Below are 19,165 nucleotides of genomic sequence, written 5' to 3' on the forward strand. Positions count from 1 at the left end.
GCAAGCATGACGAACCAACTTAATGTGTATTTCAACCATGACGGCGGCGTGGATGACCTCGTATCGCTGTTCATGCTTCTGCAAATGGACAATGTACATGTAACCGGCGTATCGGTTATTCCGGCAGACGGATATCTGGAGCCAGCAACAGATGCCAGCCGTAAAATTATCGATCGTTTTGGTACATATTCCGTAGAGGTATCCAAATCCAACTCCAGAGGGAAAAATCCATTTCCTGCGGCGTGGAGACTGCATTCCTTCTATGTAGATGCACTTCCTGTACTGAACGAGTCCGGCAAAATGGAAGCTCCACTCTCTGCCGTTCCGGCACACCAGCATCTGATCGAGAAAGTGCGCAATACCGAAGGCAAAACGTTGCTCTTGTTCACAGGCCCACTGACTGACCTTGCGCGTGCACTGGACGAAGCACCAGACATTGAAGAGAAAATCGACAAGCTGGTATGGATGGGTGGTACATTCGAGCGCGGTAACGTAGAAGAGCCTGAGCATGATGGCACAGCAGAGTGGAACGTATTCTGGGACCCGGAAGCGGCTTACCGTGTATGGCAGAGCGGCATCCAGATCGATCTGGTTGCACTGGAAAGCACCAACAAAGTACCTCTGACTCCAGCCGTTCGTAACCGCTGGGCAGCAGAGCGTCGCTTCGAAGGCGTCGATTTCCTGGGTAACTGTTACGCAGGTTGTCCGCCACTGGTGTACAGTGAGACAAATTCCACATACTATCTGTGGGATGTGCTGACAACGGCTTCCGTTGGACGCGAGGACATCGTGAAGAAAAAAACCGTGAACTGTATTGTCATCCCGGATGGTCCTAGCCAGGGCCGCACGGTGGAGCAAGCAGACGGACGTCCAGTACAACTGGTGTATGATACCGATCCGGAAGCGTTCTTTACGTACATGACGGATTTGGGTAAAAAAGCTGCTCCGCAGCGCTACTAATTCAGGCAGCCGTAAGGCTTGCCAACATTAAAGGTACAACAAAGATAAAGCCGCAGGCAGTGGTCTGGATATGGGGTTAAACCCCATGATCCCGTCACTGCCGTGCGGCTATTTGTTTTGGGCTGATTTATATAGATTGATAACAGCGATCGGTAGGTTGTTCTGTCATCGAAGTGGCATGTGTGAATATTCTTTAGTTCAATCTATATAGCCGATCTATATAGCAATCTAAGCTGCCCGCTATATTTTAAATCGACCAATCAATCCGTTCAGCTCACTGGACAATACCCGCAGAGATTCGGCGGATGCACTCATCTCATCCATGGATTGCAGTTGGCTTTCGGTAGCATGAGACACCTTCTGGATGCTCGAAGAGGATTCGCGTGAGATATGTTCCATATCCTCCACGGAAGCGGATACTTCTTCTGCACTGGCAGACAGCTGCTCGGATGCTGCGGATACTTCGTGCAGACGTTCATTCATCGTCTCAATCCCGGTATGAATGGATGTGAATGAACGGCCTGCCTCCTGAACAACAGCGAGACCGGATTGGACTGCTGATGTGCTGGCAGACATATGTTCTGACAACAGGGCAGTCTGGCGTGTCATCTCGGCGATCAGTTCGGTTACATGCTGGGACGATTGCTCCGATTCCCCCGCAAGCTTGCGAACCTCTGAGGCAACCACGGCAAACCCGCTGCCATACTCTCCTGCACGAGCCGCCTCAATACTTGCATTAAGTGCAAGCAGATTGGTCTGTGAAGCGATGCCTTTCATCAGGTGTGCCACCGACTCAATTTTACCTGAGTACTGCTCCAGCTGAGAGGTGGAGGCCACCATCTGCACATTCGCTTGATGAATTTTGTCCATACTGTCAATCGCCGTGTTGATGTTGGCCTGACCTTGCACCGCGTTATTGGTCGTTTCCTGTGAGACATCCGCAACCATGGAGGAAGAATTCGCAATATGCTGCATGCTGCGTGTAATCTCTTCCATAGCTACCGTAACTTCGCCCGCACGAGCCACCTGTTCAGCAGCTCCATTGGCCGTATGATTCGTATGCTCGGCAATACGCTGGCTAGCTTCGGCAGTTGCCTGCGAATGTTTGGATACTCCTTCTGCAGCCTGTAGCAGAGAGTCGGAGCTTTGACGGATGCCCGTCATGACATCACGAGTACCTGTAACCAGATGTTTGAACTCGGAAGCGAGCTGCCCTACCTCGTCCTTGCGACTAAGTTCAACGTTGACGGTCAGGTCGCCTTTTCCTACCTGGGTAATTAACTTCTTCAACTTCACCAATGGACGGGTCAAGTAGTGGGCGAATCCATACACCAACAAGACACTCAGCAGAACAATAGCCAAGGCTGTCCAGATCATGGTCATACGGTTGCGGGACATCAGTTCATAGACCGCAGTGGAGTCCAGATCTGCACCGACCAGCCCCAGTACTTTTCCGTCAGCCCCATGGATCGGCACATAGGCTGTAATGGTAGCGCCATATTCATCCTGTGTAAGTTCGCCCCGAATAGGCTCATTCTGTTCAAAAGCTTGCAGCATTCCTTCATAATGGGTCTCTTCTGCGGAACCGTAAGGTGAGAAGTCATCCTCTGCCACATCGGCAGCAGCCCCATCCACAACGTAGAAATATGTATTTGTTCCATTTTCTTCGCGTGTACCAAGGGTGTACAGATACTTAAGTCCATTGGCCTCGCGCAGCTGGCTAAGCTGCTCACGCAATATGCCGTAATACGCTGTCTCGTTCTGTCCGGTACTGAGTGGTGCATACAGAGAGGTGTCAATTAATGCAGCTGCCCGTTCACCCACAGCCTGTGCCTGCATCCCCATGGATTGCTCGACCAGTTGAGCCGATGAACGGTACATGGTAATGCCAAGAACCGCACCCGCGGCCAGCATCAGACAGGAAAAAAATAAAAAGATCCTCATAAACAAACTGTTCATTGGTAAAAGTGTTCCCCCTTGATCTGTTGAATCAATCTTCTTTTTGTCTCTTTACTTGGTGCTTGTCGTTCTTCTTTTGGTTCGTATGTATTGTATATCAAATATACCATTTTCTACTTGAAATATCGGCATCCGGTCGATAAAGAATTAGCCCCCGAGTCAATTTGATCCGGGAGCTAGTTTCGTTTCAATCCTATATTGACCATGCCCATCATTGGGACACACCTCATTGTTACTACTTAGAGGGGCTTCATATGACTGAGTGATTACGTCATTACATCGTTCCGCCGCCCTGGCGAACAGAGGCAGGAATCTTTTCAGGTCCCTGATTAATATATTTATTGATAAAAGTACCTACCTTGGCATCGTCGAATTGGTCGAGCTTCATTGTTTTGGTCCATGCGGTCACCACGACTTCACTGCCTTCGGGAATATCCTTGTTGGGTACAGCCAGAATACCTGCTCCGGCTTCGCGGAATTTGGCCAGGTATTTCAGATGTTCCTTCAAATCCTCACTTGCGTTCTCACGATAATAGATGATGATATCCCCGTGCTCCAGATTGTGTACCAGGTAATTGTAGCCCGGGAAGTCGGTGTAAAATCCAAACTTGATATCATGGGGATTATGAGGCCCCGATGTTGGAATTGTCATCTCATACTGAATGGGGTCCTCCGTATGGTCAGCCCCATAATATTTATCGTCCGTCACGTCGATTGTTGCGTTAGACTCGAGATCGGCTACATTATATGTTTTACCTGCCCCTTGCATGAAGAACAGGCCAAACGTAATAATCGACACAGCCATCATTAAATGTGCAGCCAGCCGAAGGGATCGACTTTTTTTCTGGATGTCCGCCCGCTCTTTCTTTTTCATGTGGCCCAGGATTTTGCCCTGTGTGCGCGATGCCCAGATATAGGCGGCGATGGAGAACAGTAATACGATTACACCTACGATGAGCCACAGGTAGGATGTACCTGCCTCGTGCTCCATTTGCATATGATTCATATGAGTCATGTCCATAGAGAGTTCCTCTGCTTTCTTTGTAAAATCGCGATTAATACACTACGAAATGTAGTGTTTGTGGCAATGGTGAATCCACTCATTACGTAACGGGAGTTGCTGATTCCGTGTTTGTTACGTAAATAAGAACATAACTGTTGCACTACACATTATAGTGTATGATGCATACCAGCGCAATGCTGCCTTATAAAACCAAAAAAGACGTTCCCCGCGTGAGCAGGGAGCGCCTTAATATAAATCAAAAGAGTCAGGAAAATTTATATCTATTGGAATATTCATTTACACGAAAACGTAGAGGACAGAAAGAACCTGAAGAAGCGGAGCGTTCGCCTTTATCGCCAGATTTTCACTTTGCAAAAAGTGAATTAAAAAAAATCTGGAGATAACAGCGATCGGAAGGTTGTTCTGTCATCGAAGTAACAAGTGTAAATAATCTTTAGTTCAACTTATATTAATTCACAGACGACCAAACGGCGAAAGCATCATGCCAATCAGTCCAATAATAATCTCACCCAACAATCGATACAGAATAAAGAACACGACCACATTGGCGATCAGTACGCTGTACATGCTGTCGATGGCTGCTTGGGTGCGATTCAGTGGATATTGGAACAGCACCGAGTTCAGAGCAACAAAGATAATGATATACGAGACAGCAAGCAATGAGATCGCGATGGAATACGAGATGATAATAAACAGATTCGCCAGAACAAGGGATACGACAGCAGGAACAAGCAATGTACCAAACTGGGCAACCAGTGTTTTGGGGCGGAAGGTTATTTTTTCAATCTTCAGAATAGCGTACATCAGTGCAATAGAGGCAATCAGGATAATGACGGTGAACAACAGCGGTCTTAAAAATCCACCAATGAACAAGCCGTCCATGCCTATGCGACTAAAGGTAATTAAGAAGTATGTAGAAGATAGAACTGCAATTAGCGCCATCGTTAGCCATCCGTTTAGTGAATGCTGGTCGCCAACGGTTTTCATCGTCTGATAAGGACGGGCCAATACACTGAGGAAATAGGACAGATACTGTTTACTTACTTCTTTGGCTTGCTGAACTTTCTCATTCTGCACAATATTATTCCACTGATTGGAGTTATTGCCTCCTACAGAAGAATGGTCATTGGTACCTGTTGATTCTCTCGCCTGTTCCTTGTGAATGGAGACGGATGGTGTGTTGGATGGAGCAGATGTCTGGGAAGAGGTAGCCTGCGTGCTGGACCAACGGGTATATTCGGGTTCGGAAGCAGCAGCAGATTCCGGGTTCGGTACAGGAGTTGGTGATGAGGTTGTTTGCGTTAGATTAGAGCCGCACCTCTCGCAAAAATGGGCATCTCCATTTTCATGATTACATACTGGACATTTCATGGGTTAAGCCTCCAATTTCTAGAAAATAAAAACATGTCAACATTGTGTCTCATTTTAACGGTTAATGACGAAGTTTGTCTATGTTTCGCAGGAATTAGTGCCCATTTAGGGAAAGTTGAAACAAAGCCACGAATCCTGTGTATTAAAGCGGAGTGTAGAAGCAACAATAGTATAGGAATGACATGCAGGCATATTAATGTAAATTCACTGTGGTATAAGCCGAATTGTTTTCTGCTGTTAATGTCTCATCGTTCGCTTTTATGTGTTATTATCATGTTAACTATATCTTTTGGGTTGCCTATGATCGTATATTTATGTATAATCAATCGTGTTAACACGTCGAATGTACGGTAGTAAGAGATGTGGGTGAGTTCATGGAACTACTGGACAGCAATGAGAGCAAGAAGAAGATGTGCCAGTATTATAACGAAATTTCGAAGGAACTGTTCGGATTTGGCACCACTCTCCTGAGAGTGACCATTGACCAGAATATTGTGACCTTCTACGCGAAGCACCGACGTTCACCGCGCTCTGACGCCCTGGAAGGGGAGGCCCCCGGCTTAAAGCTGGAAGTGGACTTCCGCATGTCTGTCTTATATAAGAAGAAATTCCGGGAGAAGCTCGAGCAACACATGGGTTTGCCAATTGAAGCTATATTGCGGGATTATGATGCGTCCACTCAGTGGGCGATCACAAATGTGATTCTGGAACAGGCCTAAGGATGGATCGGCAGGATTAATTCTTGTTGATGTATAGAGAGGTTATGGCCGGATTCATGATCAGGTTCCGTACAATTTCATATGATGGCGTCTGTCTTTGGATTGATTCTGAAGCAGAAACCGATGATGTACCGGCAGCGGGTGTCGCTTTCCTTTGTTTACGAAGAAAAGTGTTCTTGTTTATACAAGAGCACTTTTCTTTTTGTTTTTTAAGTCGAACTATACACACTCAACTAACGTAATTTACACGGGCACACGATGACAGAACAACCTTCCGATCGCTGTTATCCCCAGATTTTTTGATCCTTTAAAAGGTGAAATCCGGTGATAAAGGCGCACGCTTCGCTTCTTCAGGTTATTTCTGTCCTCTCCGTTATGTGTAAATGCTTAGCAGAGCATGTAAGCTAGTTCAACTTAATGGTTGGGTTGTTAAATCACACATATCAGGGGGAATAAGGATCATGATGAAAAAGTGGATTAGCGGTTTGGCAGCAGTGGCAATGACATCGGTATTACTTGCAGGTTGTGGCAGCAGTACGGAGGATGCAACAAGCGGATCAGGCAGTGGTGGAACAGCAGCTAACAAATTGGTGATCTCCACTTGGGGCTTCTCGGAAGATTTCTTCAATGAATCGGTATTTGGCCCCTTTGAAAAAGAACATAATGTAGACATCGTGCTCGAAGTCGGCAATAACGCTGAACGTCTGAACAAAATTCGTCAAGGTACATCAAATGTCGATGTTATCTACCTGTCTGATTATTATGCACAACAAGGTATCGATGAAGGTCTGTTTGAGAAAATCGACCGCTCCAAAATTCCAAATGTAAATGACATTTATGATATTGCCAAAGCACCACTTGGTGAAGATTATGGCCCGGCCTACACGGTTGGACAGCTCGGTATCGCTTATAACCCGGATCTCGTATCCAAAGAAGTCACTTCATGGAGTGACCTGTGGGACCCGGCGTTCGAAGGTAACCTGACCATTCCGAATATTACGGCAACAGCAGGCCCAATGGTTGTAGATGCAGCTTCCCGTGTAGCCGGAAATGATACGTTTAATGAAGATGCGGCATTTGCTGAACTGAAAAAACTGAGCGGCAATGTGGTGAAATTCTACAGTCAAACTTCCGAGTTCGTGAACATGTTCTCCCAAGAAGAGATTGCTGGCGGACCGATCATGGAAATGTATTTCAAAGATCTGAAAGCAGCCGTGCCTAATGCGAAGTTTGTTACACCTAGCGAAGGTGCATATGCCGTGATGAACACGATCAATGTCGTGAAGGGCAGCAAAAACAAAGAGCTCGCTGAAGAGTTCATCAACTGGCAGCTCAGCCAAGATGTACAAGCGAAATCTGCCAAAGCCAAAGTCGATTCCCCGGTTAACACAAAGGTTGAACTGACTGCTGAAGAAGCAGAAGGCGTAACATACGGCGCTGAAGTTGTTGAGAAGCTGAACAAGCTGGATATGGAATTCGTGAATCAACAGGTTAAAGGCTGGACAGATCGCTGGAACCGTGAGATTGCACAATAAAAACAAGTAACCGACTAAATAGTTATCTTTGATCTATATAGTTTAACTAAACTTTTTACACGAGAACGGAGAGGGCAGAAATAACGTGAAGAAGCGAAGCGTTCGCCTTTATCCCCGGATTTTCCCCTTGAAGAAGGGATTCAAAAAAATCTGGGGATAACAGCGATCGGAAGGTTATTCTGTCATCGGAGTGGTAAGTGTAAATATTCTTTAGTTCAACTTATCATTTGCAGCAAGCAACCAATTACCGTATAGGAGTTGAGAACGGATGATTGAAGCGCAAAATCGCATCATTCTGGACGTGGACACGGGGATTGACGATGCACTGGCGATTTTGCTGGCCGTCAAAAGCCGGAAGTTGGAAATTCTCGGCATCACCACAGTCTGTGGGAACGTATCACTTCAGCAGGCAACAGAGAATACATGCAAAATTCTTGAACTCGCGAGTGCACCAACGATCCCGGTCATTGCCGGAGCAATTGGACCCCTCACTCGCAAGTCTCATTATGAACATCGGGTACATGGACAGGATGGATTGGGTGGTGCGCTGCCTGATCCGGCCGTGTCTAAGAAAGCCGAGGAAGGTTTTGCGCCAGACTTTATCGTGGAGCAAGCCAAGCAATATCCGGGCGAACTGACATTAATTATGACCGCACCCTTAACTAACCTGGCACTTGCGCTGATGAAGTGTCCTGAATTGCCTTCTTTATTGAAGGAAGTCATCTTCATGGGTGGCGTAGTTCGTGGACATGGCAACATTACACCAACCGCCGAGTACAACACCTACGCTGATCCAGAGGCCGCACGCATCGTACTGCACGCAGGCATCGAGAAGCTTACCCAAGTCGGATTGGATGTGACGCGTCAAACATTGCTGAATGAAGCAACGATCGAGCGTCTCACAGATCCTGTAATTCGTGCATACGTCGCTCAAAGCACAGAGATTTATATCAACCGTTATGAACAAATGAACGGCGTCCGCGCTTGCGCTTTACATGATCCACTAGCCGTAGGTGTAGCCCTTGCCCCGGAACTGGTAGGACGCAAATCGTACTACGTCGATGTCGAAACCGCCAGCCGCCTGTGCGATGGTCAGATGGTATGCGACTTCCAAAACCGTTTGGGCGAACAGCCCAACACCCTTGTCTGCGAAACCGTAGATGCAGAAAGCTTCCTTGAACTGTTTATCAACGCGTTAAATGCGTAGATATGATAGTTAAATTCATGTTTTACACAATAACGTAGTGACAGAAGAAAGCTGGAGAAGCGAAGCGTTCGCCTTTATCCCCGGATTTCACCTTTTCAATAAGGATCAAAAAATCTGGGGATAACAGCAATCGAAAGATTCTTCTGGCACGGAGTGAGCTAGTGTAAAGTTGTGCTTTTAACGTGTGAATAAAACCATTTTAATGTCAGGAGTATCGCGATGAAGAAATCAGTAATCTACTGGCTATTGCTGCCGGGATTCGTGTTTTTGGCGGCATTTATGATCATTCCGATTGTCCTGACGATCGGGTCGACGTTTTTCCAAGAAAACTCCTTCACGTTTGAAGGATACATGCATTTTTTCAGAGACCCATACTTTTTGAAAATATTGCTTACGACGTTGCAAGTCAGCGTGGTCACCACCATCGTCTGTGTGGTGCTCGGATTCCCGACAGCTTATTATATCTCGCAGAAAGCGCCACGCCGCAAAGGCATTTTGCTGGCACTGGCGATCTTCCCGCTGCTGACGAGCCCGGTCGTGCGCTCGTTTAGCTGGATGATCATTCTTGGACGCAAAGGGCTGATCAATAACACCCTTGTTGGCCTCGGTATCGTGGACAAGCCGCTGGACATTCTGTACACGCCGGCAGCGATGATGATCGGTCTGACACATCTGTTCCTGCCACTCATGATTATCTCTCTGGTGGGTGTGCTGGAGAACATCGACGGTGACCTGCTCAAAGCAGCACAAAGTCTGGGTGCATCGCGCATTACGGCATTCCGCCGGGTCGTGTTCCCACTGGCTGTTCCAGGACTTGTGATCGGAGCCGTGCTTGTCTTTGTTGGAAGCCTCACGGCGTATACCACACCTGCCCTCCTTGGAGGTAAGCAGCGCGTGATTGCTACGTTCCTGTATCAGAACGCCATGACCCTCAACGACTGGTATCTGGCCTCGGTTGTTGCCGCGATTATGATTGTGATTACATTTGTCGTGGTCGGTGTCATGAACAAAATGGCCAAAACTTTAAATCCGAAGGGGTAGACATATGCGGGAGAAACATATCGGGCTGGGCCTGTTCAGTCTGCTGGTCTTTATCTTTCTGCTGGGCCCGCTTCTGATCATATCGATCACTTCGTTTGAACCGGGAACGGTACTCAAATTTCCGCCGGAAGGGTTCTCCTTCCGCTGGTATGAGAATATTTTCAACACAGGCGGTTTCCTCCGCACGTTCCAGACGTCCATCATCATTTCCTTGCTGGGGAACCTGTTGGCACTGGTGCTCGGAGTTCCGGCTGCGTATGCACTTAGTCGTTACGATTTCAAAGGCAAGTCCGTGCTGAACGCACTGTTCCTGTCCCCGGTACTGATCCCGGGAATCGTGCTTGGTTTTACATTGATGAAATATCTGATCGTAATCTACCATCTGCCAATGTATCTCGGACTGTTGATTGGTCATACGATTATCATGCTTCCATTCATCATTCGGGTTATCGCATCGAGTCTGTCGAGCTTTGACTTTGCAGTGGAAGAAGCTGCGCTGAGTCTTGGTGCGGGACGGGTAAGAACGTTCTTCACGATCGTGCTTCCCAACATCCGCTCAGGAATTATCGCTGCCGTGCTGATTGCTTTCCTGGAGTCCTTCAACAACGTGGACATCTCGGTGTTCATGACCGGACCAGGGGTAAGCACATTACCGATCCAGATGCTGACGTATGTGGAGAATTATTTTGACCCAACGATTGCAGCGATTTCCGTGCTGTTGATGGTACTGACCGGACTATTAATGTTCGTGATCGAACGGATCATGGGCGGATTTTCATACTTTACTAAACGTTAATTGGAGGCGCAGAACGCTATGGCATTGCTGACATTAGACCACGTATCCGTGGCATACGATAAGCAGACAATCCTGAAGGATTTTCAGTTGGAGCTGGAAAAAGGTAAACTGCTCTCCCTGCTCGGACCGAGCGGTTGCGGCAAAACAACTACGCTGCGCCTCATCGCCGGATTTCTGGAAGCATCACAGGGCAAGTTTATGTTCGGCGGCAAGGATTATACGAAGGTTCCGGCGAACAAGCGGAACTTCGGATTTGTATTTCAGAGTTATGCGTTATTCCCGCATCTGTCTGTCTATGACAACGTAGCCTTTGGCCTGCGGATGCGCAAGGTGAAAGACAAGGATATCTCTTCCCGTGTGATGCGAATCCTGGAAGTCGTTAACCTGAATGGATTTGAGAAACGTTTTCCACAAGAACTGTCCGGTGGACAGCGTCAGCGTGTAGCCATTGCTCGTGCATTGGTCATTGAACCTGACCTGCTCTTGTTCGACGAACCGCTCAGTAACCTGGATGCCAACCTGCGCCTTAACATGCGGGTGGAGATTCGCCGGATTCAGCAAGAGCTGGGCATTACAACACTGTATGTCTCACATGACCAGGAAGAGTGCTTCTCGATCTCGGATCAGGTAGCGATTATGAACAAAGGCGTGGTCGAGCAGCTCGACCGCCCGGAAACGATTTTCAAATATCCGGCAACGGAGTTTGTAGCACGATTCATCGGGTTCCATAATTTCATTGAATTTGCGGAGCGTACTGATGCAGGTGAAGTGATCACACTGAGCGCAGGTGGACGCACGTTTACAGCGACAGCGCATCCCGGAACAGCCCGTCCCGGTGCATGCAAAGGTGCAATTCGCCCGGATGATCTGATCGTTAGTGGAGATACCTCTGCGGATGTGGTGAATGCTTTGCCGGGGATTATCAAGGTCAGCACGTATCTAGGACGCAGTTATCAGTATGTAATTGAGACAGAACTGGGTGACTTTACAGCAAATCAGGAGATGGAAACACCATACCTTAGCGGGCAACGTGTTAGCCTGATCTTCCCACAGGACAAGCTTGTATTGGTAGAGTAGTCGTGAATGTAGCGAGTAGCATTAAGAAATAAGAGCAGTAAAGAAGGCAATTCATGCGATGATTCCCGGACGATGGCAGTGGTGCGCAATCAAGTGCAGTACATCTGATTAAAGTGCAGATTCATTGTCCAGTCCGGATCGCGGTGAAATGCTTGTGAAGAAGGAGATTATGCCCCATGCGTGCAGATCAACTAATTGTGAATGTACATGTGTATAACAGTTATTATAAACGGTTTGAAATGAACAACGTTGCTGTGTTGGGCGGCAGATTCCTATATGTTGGACCCGGCGGACCGGAGATGATTCAGGCAGACGAAGTCATCGATGCGCGAGGAAGACACATGATTCCTGGCTTGATTGATATCCATCTGCATATCGAAAGTACGATGGTGACACCGGAAACCTTTTCTCATGGTCTGATTGGCTGCGGCGTAACATCCATTGTAGCGGAACCGCATGAGATGGCGAATGTGTTCGGGCTAGAGGGTGTGCAGGAGATGATGGCTGTGAGTCGGGAAACCACCGTGGATATGTTCTATGCGATCCCGAGTTCCGTTCCAGCAACCCCGATGGAGACAACAGGTGGTTCGATCGAGATTGAAGATATGGACGTGTTGCTCGCCACTGGCGAGATCATCTGTCTGGGTGAGATCATGAACTATGTCGATGTCATCCGTGATCCGGAATGCAAGACAAACCAGATTTTACAGCATATTCGCAAAAACTATCCGGATCTTGTGATCGAAGGACATACACCGAAACTGCTTGGACTCGATCTGCATCGACTGATCTACGCAGGTATTGATTCCGATCATACTCATCAGAGCATTGAGGGATTACAGGCGCGGATTGCGGCAGGTATGTTTATTGAAATTCAAGAGAAATCAATGACCCCGGAAGTCATGGAGTACCTGATTCAACATGATGTGGCGCAGCATTTCTGCTTTGTAACAGATGATGTAATGCCGGATTCACTGGTGGAGCGTGGTCATCTGGATCATATCGTACGCAAGGCAATTCAGATGGGGATGCGTCCGGAAGACGCGATTTATGCAGCAACATCAACCCCTGCTTCCCGGATGAAAATGACCGATCGTGGCAGCGTTGCCCCAGGCAAAGTAGCCGATTATGTGTTGTTATCTAACCTGGAGGAGCTCGCTATTGATCAGGTGTACAAAAACGGCCGCAAAGCTTATGACGATTACGAACCGTATAAGCAGGAACGCATAACCGGGCAGTTTCCACCTCATTTCTATAAGAGTGTACAGTTGGAGAAGCTGGGCGTAGCAGATTTTGCAATTCAGTTGTCAGACCCAAAAGTCAGTGGATCAGGTGTTGATCTCGCTGGCGAAGGTGAGCACCAATGCCGCGTCATGATGGTGAAGGATGGTTCTACTTTTGTAGAAGAACATATTGCACCGGTTCAGTCTGCGGATGGCGAATTGTTATGGGAAGAAAGCGGATATGCTCAAATCGCTACCTTTGAACGTTATGGTGTGAACGGCAATCGTGCACATGGTCTGATCGGTGGAGACACCATCAAGCGTGGTGCCATTGCAACGACATATTCACATGACAATCACAACCTGCTGGTTGTAGGACGTAATCGTGAAGATATGATACTGGCAGCTAACACAGTGATTTCGAGCCAGGGTGGGTTCTGTGTGGTGGAAGATGGCAAGGTGTTGTCCCATCTGGAACTTCCCGTAGGTGGCATTTTGACGGAGGAACCACTTGCAGTGGTATCCCATCAAGTGAAGGAACTGAGAGCAGCGATGTTGTCTCTTGGGTATGTACATTACAACCCGATCATGTCGATTAGCACGCACTCTCTTGCGGTAAGTCCCGCGCTGAAGATTACGGACCATGGTCTGATTGATGTGAATGCGGGTAAGGTTGTATCGTTGATTGTAGAATAGAGTTTATTAAAAAATAGCGTCACCCCATTTCATGACCATGAGTTGTGAAATGGGGTGTTTTTATATATAAGAATGACTATTTAATGATTCTTTGCCAGACAGAGGTCTCTGGCTATGGTTTATCCTAGAGAGGGCTGCAAAAAATCCTCTTTTGGACGGGACAAATGAATACATATATAGTAAGAAGAGAATCTTTGGACGCAAAAGCAGGAGGATAGACAACCATTATGGATAAAATGAATGATGCTAAAAACATATTTTTCGACGTGGATGATACCTTATATGATCACTTGCAGCCGCTTCGTGGCGCGTTGCAGGACGTTCTCGGCCTGCCCGATGAGTTCCCTTATGCTGAGGCCTATCATCGTTTTCGTTATTATAGTGACTGGCTGTCTGCACAAGAAGATCTGTCCGCTGTACCAGAAGCGGATGCAGTAGAGCGAATGCGCCATCGGAGGTTTGAGTTGACGATGGAAGAGTTCGGATTCCCCCTACAATCGGGACAGGCTGAAGAACTACAAGCACAGTATCTGAGCAGACAGTTTGAGATTGTACCTTTTGAAGGAGCGTATGAGCTGATCAGAAGGCTTCAGGCAGAAGGCCATACCGTTGGTCTAATCACCAATGGAGAAGGAGAGCATCAGCGCCGCAAGCTTGAAGCACTGGATGTGCTCAGTCTCGTGGACGAGCATCTGATTTTCATCTCCGGTACGACTGGTTATGCGAAGCCGGATCGCAGGTTGTTCGAATATGTGAGTATGCAGTCCGGGACGGATGCCCGTTCCAGCTATTACATCGGAGACTCGTGGCGTAATGATGTGGTAGGTGCAGTGGATGCAGGCTGGACAGTCATCTGGTTCAACCATCGGGAGGCGCTGCCGGAGTCCGATCATCAACCTCATTTTGTAGCATCGAGCTATGAAGAGATCAGTCGTATCCTGACTTTTGAGTTTGTTAAGCAATAAAATTGTACAGGTGGGTTCATGCAGTCCTATCTTCTCGCGGAGATGAAGGCTGTTTTTGCGTTATTTGCACTGTGAGAATATTCGCAGTATGTGAGCGTAATTAAAGGTATAAATAAAAAGTGGGATCTGGTGCAAGCAGTACTACAGATCCTCATTAATCAGCCGTGTGGCCAGTGTAACTCCACTTTTTATAATGATATAGGATGAAGCTGTACTTCATGGAATCTTCATGTACAAGACAGGGCAAAATCCTTCCCAAATAGTATATGCGGTGTTATAATTAAAACAAGATTTAGATTAAGTCTAAATTAAAAAGAAGCGAATCAAAGCAATCCATTATAAAATTCAAATTCTATTTTTATATTCGAGAGGGGATAAATTCCATGAGCACAATCCAAACTAGAAACAACACTTTTGCTAACAACGCCACAGCACTTCAAGAGGTCCTGAACCGTCAGATCGCAGGTTGGTCCGTACTTTACACGAAACTGCATAACTTCCACTGGTATGTCCAAGGACCACATTTCTTTACACTGCATGCCAAATTCGAAGAGCTGTACAACTTGGCTACGGCAAATATGGACGAAGTTGCAGAACGTTTGCTTGCTATTGGTGGACGTCCGGTAGCTACGATGGGTGAACAGCTGCGTCTGTCTCCGATTGAAGAGGCACAAGGCCGGTTGTCTGCTGAACGTATGGTAGAGTCGGTGGTTGCTGATTTGCACACGATGGTGGAAGTGATTCGTCAAGGCATTCACGAAGCAGGAGAAGCGGAAGATAACGCAACGGAAGATATGCTGATTGGATTCACCGCTGCGCTGGATAAAGAGGTCTGGATGTTAACCGCATTTCTGGGCAAATAAGCAAAGTCACCCTACATCCTGACAACGATATGTAGAGTCCGTGAACAAAGTGTCAGTTCGCTTACAAATCCGGTGCGCTTGCCGTATAATGATGGCATTCAAGATGTACAGAATGGTGGAATGAACGATGCGGTCAGACCTGGAACAATTGCAGGAAGAAGCTGAACGGTTTATATATACATGTTATGAAGAGCTGGGCCATTCGCGTGAAGACGCGCAGGCCCGGCTTGTTGCCGTTATGGGCGAGATTGAAGTGACGGGTACCTATGTGCATACCACAGAGGAATTGGAGCAGGGTTGTAAAATGGCATGGCGGAACAGCAACCGCTGCATCGGGCGTCTGTTTTGGGATAAACTTCGGATCGTGGATGCCCGTCACGCCGATACGACAGGAACGGCAGCGGAAGCTGTGCTGAATCATATCCATGTGGCATCCAACGGTGGCAAAGTAATCCCGATGATTACCATTCTTCCACCGGATGGGCCGAATGGAACTCCGGTACGTCTCTGGAATCATCAGCTTATTCGTTATGCAGGATATGAGACAGAGGAAGGTATTGTTGGAGATCCTGCTTCGGTGGAACTGACCAAGGCGGCGATGTCGCTTGGCTGGCAGGGGGCAGGTAGCTCCTATGATGTCTTGCCACTCATAATTCAGGCGCAAGGACAAGCTCCAGAGTGGTATGTTATACCCGAAGAAGAGATTGTGGAAGTGATGATTGAACACCCGGAGCGGGAAGAGATTGGTGAGCTGGGTATGCGCTGGTACGGTGTGCCGATGATTGCCGATATGCGACTGGAGATTGGCGGTATATCTTATCCAGCAGCACCGTTCAATGGTTGGTATATGGGTACCGAGATCGGCGCCCGTAATCTGGCGGACACGTTCCGGTATAACAAGCTGCCTGCGGTGGCGGAAGTGTTTGGATTGAATACGTCGAGTGAAACGACATTGTGGAAGGATCGTGCGTTAGTTGAGCTGAATGTGGCTGTGCTGCATTCGTTCAAAAAAGCAGGTGTGAGCATTGTGGATCACCACACGGCGGCAGCACAATTTGCTATGTTTGAACAGCGGGAAGAGAAGGCTGGGCGTGAGCTGACCGGGGATTGGGTGTGGCTGATTCCGCCAGTGTCCCCGGCGACCACGCATATTTTCCACAGCTCGTATCGTAATGAGATCGTGAAACCGAACTTTTTCCGTCAGGATCAGGCGTATACCCTGAAAGATGGCGTGGCATCTGCCGCAGAGGCGCGAAGCAGCGAGCAGCAGAATGCACAGATAGAGCATCCCCAGCCTCAGGCCGGAGATGCACTAATGAAATGCCCGTTTGCACATTAAATTGTGCAGGCGGGTTATTTTTTGTAATCCTTTTTTATCCAAAAGAAGGGCTTTAAAATAGGAAAAAAATGAAAAGATTCTTTCTCTATATGGAAATATATAACACGCCTATAATGAAGCCATGACTTTGACTTCACATAGGGGAGGGAACAATCCATGGGTTATATTGAAACGTTGCGAGGAATGGTTGGCAATGCTCCTGTTATTTTGGTGAGACCGAGTATATTGATCTTGAACAAGACAGGTGAGATTCTATTAGTTCGACATATGGATGACACTTGGGGAGTACCCGGTGGATTCATGGAGCTCGGCGAATCGGTGGAAGAGTCTGCAATAAGAGAGGTCAGAGAAGAGATTGGGATAGAGATCAAGAAACTTCATCTGTATGGCGTCTTCTCAGGAAAAGAGTTGTACACGAAATTAAGAAATGGGCATGAATACTACAATGTGGTCATTGGTTATATTTGCACGGAGTATGAGGGAGAACTGAAGCCAGATGGGGTTGAAGTTCTTGAAGCAGAATTTTTCAAACCAACGGAATTGCCTGAAAGGACCGACCCTTACTTAAAAAGAAAAATTCAAGAAAATGCAGTACACATAGCAACATTATTGGGAAAAATATAATCGAGAGGTTGCCACCGAAACGGTTTATCTCACGAGTTGTAAAGCTTACGAACCGAGCGCGCCTTACAGGGCGGATTAATTGTGGAATTGTAATTTAACGAACTTCAGTGGCGATATATCGGCATTAACCTGCCTGAAACCGATGAGGGAGCACCATTTCGGGGAAATAGTACTTCTGTGATTCGTTAAAATACCGCCCTGTGGAAATTGAAGCGAATAACACTTGTGTAGTTCGTTAGAAAATAATTACGCCAATAAAGGGATGCCTCCGTCATATTCATGACTTGTGGGACATCTCCCTTTTGCATTTACACCCGCCTTGTCTTGTACCGACTACGCATCGCGGTCTGAACGGCAATCGCTGCTGCAATCAGGACTAGATTAAATACAAACACGGAGTACAGCGAGCCAACTTCCATAAGTAGTGCTGCAACCAGTGGAGATACGATGGAGCCGATCTCGGCCGCAGAGACAATTTTGCCTATGACAGAACTTCGACTCTCGTCCGGGATGTGATCGCCAATATGAGCAAAGAACGAATCCATGTAACATGCACCACCAACCCCGCCAATGAGCATGCCAACGTAGACCCATAGATGGGAGGACGTGCTTAGAAATACAGCAACTTCGATTCCAATCAGGAACATGCCGAGCATGCAAAGCAACAGACGATCGCCCATCCGATCAGAGAGATAACCAACAAAGGGAGCAGCGGCAAGCGTAGAGATCCCGGATACAGTGAAGGCGAGACTGGTGGCAAACGGGTCCCAATGCATGATGTGAGCTGCATACAGTGCAAAATAGGTGAGGAAAACCGCATAGGCACTCATCTCCAGAAAATGTACTGTGCCGTAGCCGATAAGCTGTTGCCGCTGTGTGAGCCTTGTAGATAAATCTTGAGTATGCTTTGCATCAGACGGTGATGAAGATAAAAGAGGTTCAGTGGATGCAGCAAAAGGGTGGGATTCACTGATGGTGGGATCTACAACAACGTTATCCGTGGAGAGTGGCGAATGTGATGATTTGTCGATAGGTTCTTGTGTCACAGTAGCCGAAGGATCCTCTATTAGATGATCACTTAACGTATCCCCAGATCCATGATTGGCTTTAGCCTGTGCCGTCGTCTTCATTCCCATCGCAGCGACTACGGCCATCAGACAACATACGGTAACGAGCAGAAAAGGCACCGACAGTGGCCAATGCAATGCGAGCCAGCCACTTATGACCGGACCGAGTACCATGCCGCCACCCTCACTGCTGCTGATATATCCATTGTACAGGCCGCGGTTGTCTACATTACCCTCATCTCCGATGATGGAACGTACGACCACGGTAAGGCCCGTGGAAGCGAGCCCCTGTAGAAGTCGGAGCAGGCCGAATAACACCGCAGCAGTAGACAGCGCGAAGCCGCCCATACAGACAGCCAGCAGAATCAGCATGAGGATGAGAGCTTTTTTACCACCTAGTTTCTTATAAATTGCCGCTGCTGGAACGCCACCAATTACTTTCCCCACATAAAAGAGTGCAAAAATAACCCCCATCATCCAGCCGGACAGGCCGAATTCCTCAATAAACAAAGGAAATAGGGGCAGGATCATGAATCCGCCCATCTGACTTAAGAAACAAATGGTCATCAGCAAAGGCAGGTTACGACGAATATCCAAGAGCCAAGACTCCTCTCACACATAAAATGGAATCCTAAAAATCCTTCATTTACTCCATATGGGTACGTATTATCGACATTACCCGTAATGTATGCAGAATTT

The 19,165-nt window shown here is 47.5% G+C and carries 16 protein-coding genes; 12 read left to right on the forward strand and 4 right to left on the reverse strand.

Going from position 1 to position 19,165, the window contains the following annotated elements:
- The first annotated feature begins 6 nt into the window (after nt 1–6).
- The gene (locus AC6CIF_RS07900) at nt 7–960 is read left to right on the forward strand and encodes a nucleoside hydrolase (protein WP_017691781.1); all 954 of its coding nucleotides are present in this window, start codon (nt 7–9) and stop codon (nt 958–960) included.
- Nucleotides 961–1,200: 240 nt separating this feature from the next.
- Here AC6CIF_RS07900 and AC6CIF_RS07905 read toward each other — a convergent pair whose 3' ends face one another.
- The 3 genes from AC6CIF_RS07905 to AC6CIF_RS07915 form a co-directional block, all read right to left on the reverse strand.
- Nucleotides 1,201–2,919 carry a methyl-accepting chemotaxis protein gene (locus AC6CIF_RS07905; RefSeq protein WP_498198917.1) on the reverse strand — a complete coding sequence of 573 codons (1,719 nt, stop codon included), beginning with the start codon at nt 2,917–2,919 and terminating at the stop codon, nt 1,201–1,203.
- 274 nt (nt 2,920–3,193) lie between these two features.
- Nucleotides 3,194–3,940 carry a DUF3105 domain-containing protein gene (locus tag AC6CIF_RS07910; protein WP_498198919.1) on the reverse strand — a complete coding sequence of 249 codons (747 nt, stop codon included), beginning with the start codon at nt 3,938–3,940 and terminating at the stop codon, nt 3,194–3,196.
- Between the two features lie 456 nt (nt 3,941–4,396).
- Nucleotides 4,397–5,314 (reverse strand): hypothetical protein, encoded by a 918-nt coding sequence (locus AC6CIF_RS07915; protein ID WP_498198920.1) that lies wholly within the window; start codon nt 5,312–5,314, stop codon nt 4,397–4,399.
- A gap of 374 nt (nt 5,315–5,688) precedes the next feature.
- On the opposite strand from AC6CIF_RS07915, the gene AC6CIF_RS07920 reads away from it, so the two are divergent.
- The 11 genes from AC6CIF_RS07920 (at nt 5,689) to AC6CIF_RS07970 (ending at nt 17,399) form a co-directional block, all read left to right on the forward strand.
- On the forward strand, nt 5,689–6,033 hold the full coding sequence (locus tag AC6CIF_RS07920; RefSeq protein WP_017691786.1) for a Na-translocating system protein MpsC family protein: 345 nt from the start codon (nt 5,689–5,691) through the stop codon (nt 6,031–6,033).
- Between the two features lie 464 nt (nt 6,034–6,497).
- Nucleotides 6,498–7,568, forward strand: coding sequence for an ABC transporter substrate-binding protein (locus AC6CIF_RS07925; RefSeq protein WP_498199202.1), 1,071 nt, complete (start codon nt 6,498–6,500; stop codon nt 7,566–7,568).
- Between the two features lie 268 nt (nt 7,569–7,836).
- Nucleotides 7,837–8,775, forward strand: a complete 939-nt coding sequence (locus AC6CIF_RS07930) for a nucleoside hydrolase (protein ID WP_498198922.1) — start codon at nt 7,837–7,839, stop codon at nt 8,773–8,775.
- Between the two features lie 219 nt (nt 8,776–8,994).
- Complete coding sequence (locus tag AC6CIF_RS07935) at nt 8,995–9,816, forward strand: ABC transporter permease (RefSeq protein WP_036612869.1); 822 nt, start codon at nt 8,995–8,997, stop codon at nt 9,814–9,816.
- A gap of 4 nt (nt 9,817–9,820) precedes the next feature.
- Nucleotides 9,821–10,612 carry an ABC transporter permease gene (locus AC6CIF_RS07940; RefSeq protein WP_498198923.1) on the forward strand — a complete coding sequence of 264 codons (792 nt, stop codon included), beginning with the start codon at nt 9,821–9,823 and terminating at the stop codon, nt 10,610–10,612.
- 18 nt (nt 10,613–10,630) lie between these two features.
- Nucleotides 10,631–11,689: an ABC transporter ATP-binding protein gene (locus tag AC6CIF_RS07945; RefSeq protein WP_498198924.1), complete on the forward strand. Its 1,059-nt coding sequence runs from the start codon at nt 10,631–10,633 to the stop codon at nt 11,687–11,689.
- Between the two features lie 176 nt (nt 11,690–11,865).
- A complete protein-coding gene (locus AC6CIF_RS07950; protein ID WP_498198926.1) occupies nt 11,866–13,608 on the forward strand; it encodes an adenine deaminase C-terminal domain-containing protein in 1,743 nt (580 codons plus the stop codon).
- 227 nt (nt 13,609–13,835) lie between these two features.
- A complete protein-coding gene (locus AC6CIF_RS07955; protein ID WP_498198928.1) occupies nt 13,836–14,573 on the forward strand; it encodes an HAD family hydrolase in 738 nt (245 codons plus the stop codon).
- A 383-nt stretch (nt 14,574–14,956) separates the two neighbouring features.
- Complete coding sequence (locus AC6CIF_RS07960; RefSeq protein ID WP_498198930.1) at nt 14,957–15,436, forward strand: Dps family protein; 480 nt, start codon at nt 14,957–14,959, stop codon at nt 15,434–15,436.
- 127 nt (nt 15,437–15,563) lie between these two features.
- Nucleotides 15,564–16,775 (forward strand): nitric oxide synthase oxygenase, encoded by a 1,212-nt coding sequence (locus AC6CIF_RS07965; RefSeq protein WP_498198932.1) that lies wholly within the window; start codon nt 15,564–15,566, stop codon nt 16,773–16,775.
- 156 nt (nt 16,776–16,931) lie between these two features.
- A complete protein-coding gene (locus tag AC6CIF_RS07970) occupies nt 16,932–17,399 on the forward strand; it encodes an NUDIX hydrolase (protein WP_498198934.1) in 468 nt (155 codons plus the stop codon).
- A 308-nt stretch (nt 17,400–17,707) separates the two neighbouring features.
- On the opposite strand, the gene AC6CIF_RS07975 is transcribed toward AC6CIF_RS07970, so the two are convergent.
- The gene (locus AC6CIF_RS07975) at nt 17,708–19,063 is read right to left on the reverse strand and encodes an MFS transporter (protein ID WP_498198936.1); all 1,356 of its coding nucleotides are present in this window, start codon (nt 19,061–19,063) and stop codon (nt 17,708–17,710) included.
- Nucleotides 19,064–19,165: the final 102 nt, after the last annotated feature.

The sequence above is a fragment of the Paenibacillus sp. GQ49 genome, assembly GCF_059759055.1.

Coding starts and splice junctions, on each gene's coding strand:
- AC6CIF_RS07900 (WP_017691781.1), top strand. CDS start 7: ATGACGAACCAACTTAATGTGTATTTCAACCATGACGGCGGCGTGGAT.
- AC6CIF_RS07905 (WP_498198917.1), bottom strand. CDS start 2,919: ATGAACAGTTTGTTTATGAGGATCTTTTTATTTTTTTCCTGTCTGATG.
- AC6CIF_RS07910 (WP_498198919.1), bottom strand. CDS start 3,940: ATGGACATGACTCATATGAATCATATGCAAATGGAGCACGAGGCAGGT.
- AC6CIF_RS07915 (WP_498198920.1), bottom strand. CDS start 5,314: ATGAAATGTCCAGTATGTAATCATGAAAATGGAGATGCCCATTTTTGC.
- AC6CIF_RS07920 (WP_017691786.1), top strand. CDS start 5,689: ATGGAACTACTGGACAGCAATGAGAGCAAGAAGAAGATGTGCCAGTAT.
- AC6CIF_RS07925 (WP_498199202.1), top strand. CDS start 6,498: ATGAAAAAGTGGATTAGCGGTTTGGCAGCAGTGGCAATGACATCGGTA.
- AC6CIF_RS07930 (WP_498198922.1), top strand. CDS start 7,837: ATGATTGAAGCGCAAAATCGCATCATTCTGGACGTGGACACGGGGATT.
- AC6CIF_RS07935 (WP_036612869.1), top strand. CDS start 8,995: ATGAAGAAATCAGTAATCTACTGGCTATTGCTGCCGGGATTCGTGTTT.
- AC6CIF_RS07940 (WP_498198923.1), top strand. CDS start 9,821: ATGCGGGAGAAACATATCGGGCTGGGCCTGTTCAGTCTGCTGGTCTTT.
- AC6CIF_RS07945 (WP_498198924.1), top strand. CDS start 10,631: ATGGCATTGCTGACATTAGACCACGTATCCGTGGCATACGATAAGCAG.
- AC6CIF_RS07950 (WP_498198926.1), top strand. CDS start 11,866: ATGCGTGCAGATCAACTAATTGTGAATGTACATGTGTATAACAGTTAT.
- AC6CIF_RS07955 (WP_498198928.1), top strand. CDS start 13,836: ATGGATAAAATGAATGATGCTAAAAACATATTTTTCGACGTGGATGAT.
- AC6CIF_RS07960 (WP_498198930.1), top strand. CDS start 14,957: ATGAGCACAATCCAAACTAGAAACAACACTTTTGCTAACAACGCCACA.
- AC6CIF_RS07965 (WP_498198932.1), top strand. CDS start 15,564: ATGCGGTCAGACCTGGAACAATTGCAGGAAGAAGCTGAACGGTTTATA.
- AC6CIF_RS07970 (WP_498198934.1), top strand. CDS start 16,932: ATGGGTTATATTGAAACGTTGCGAGGAATGGTTGGCAATGCTCCTGTT.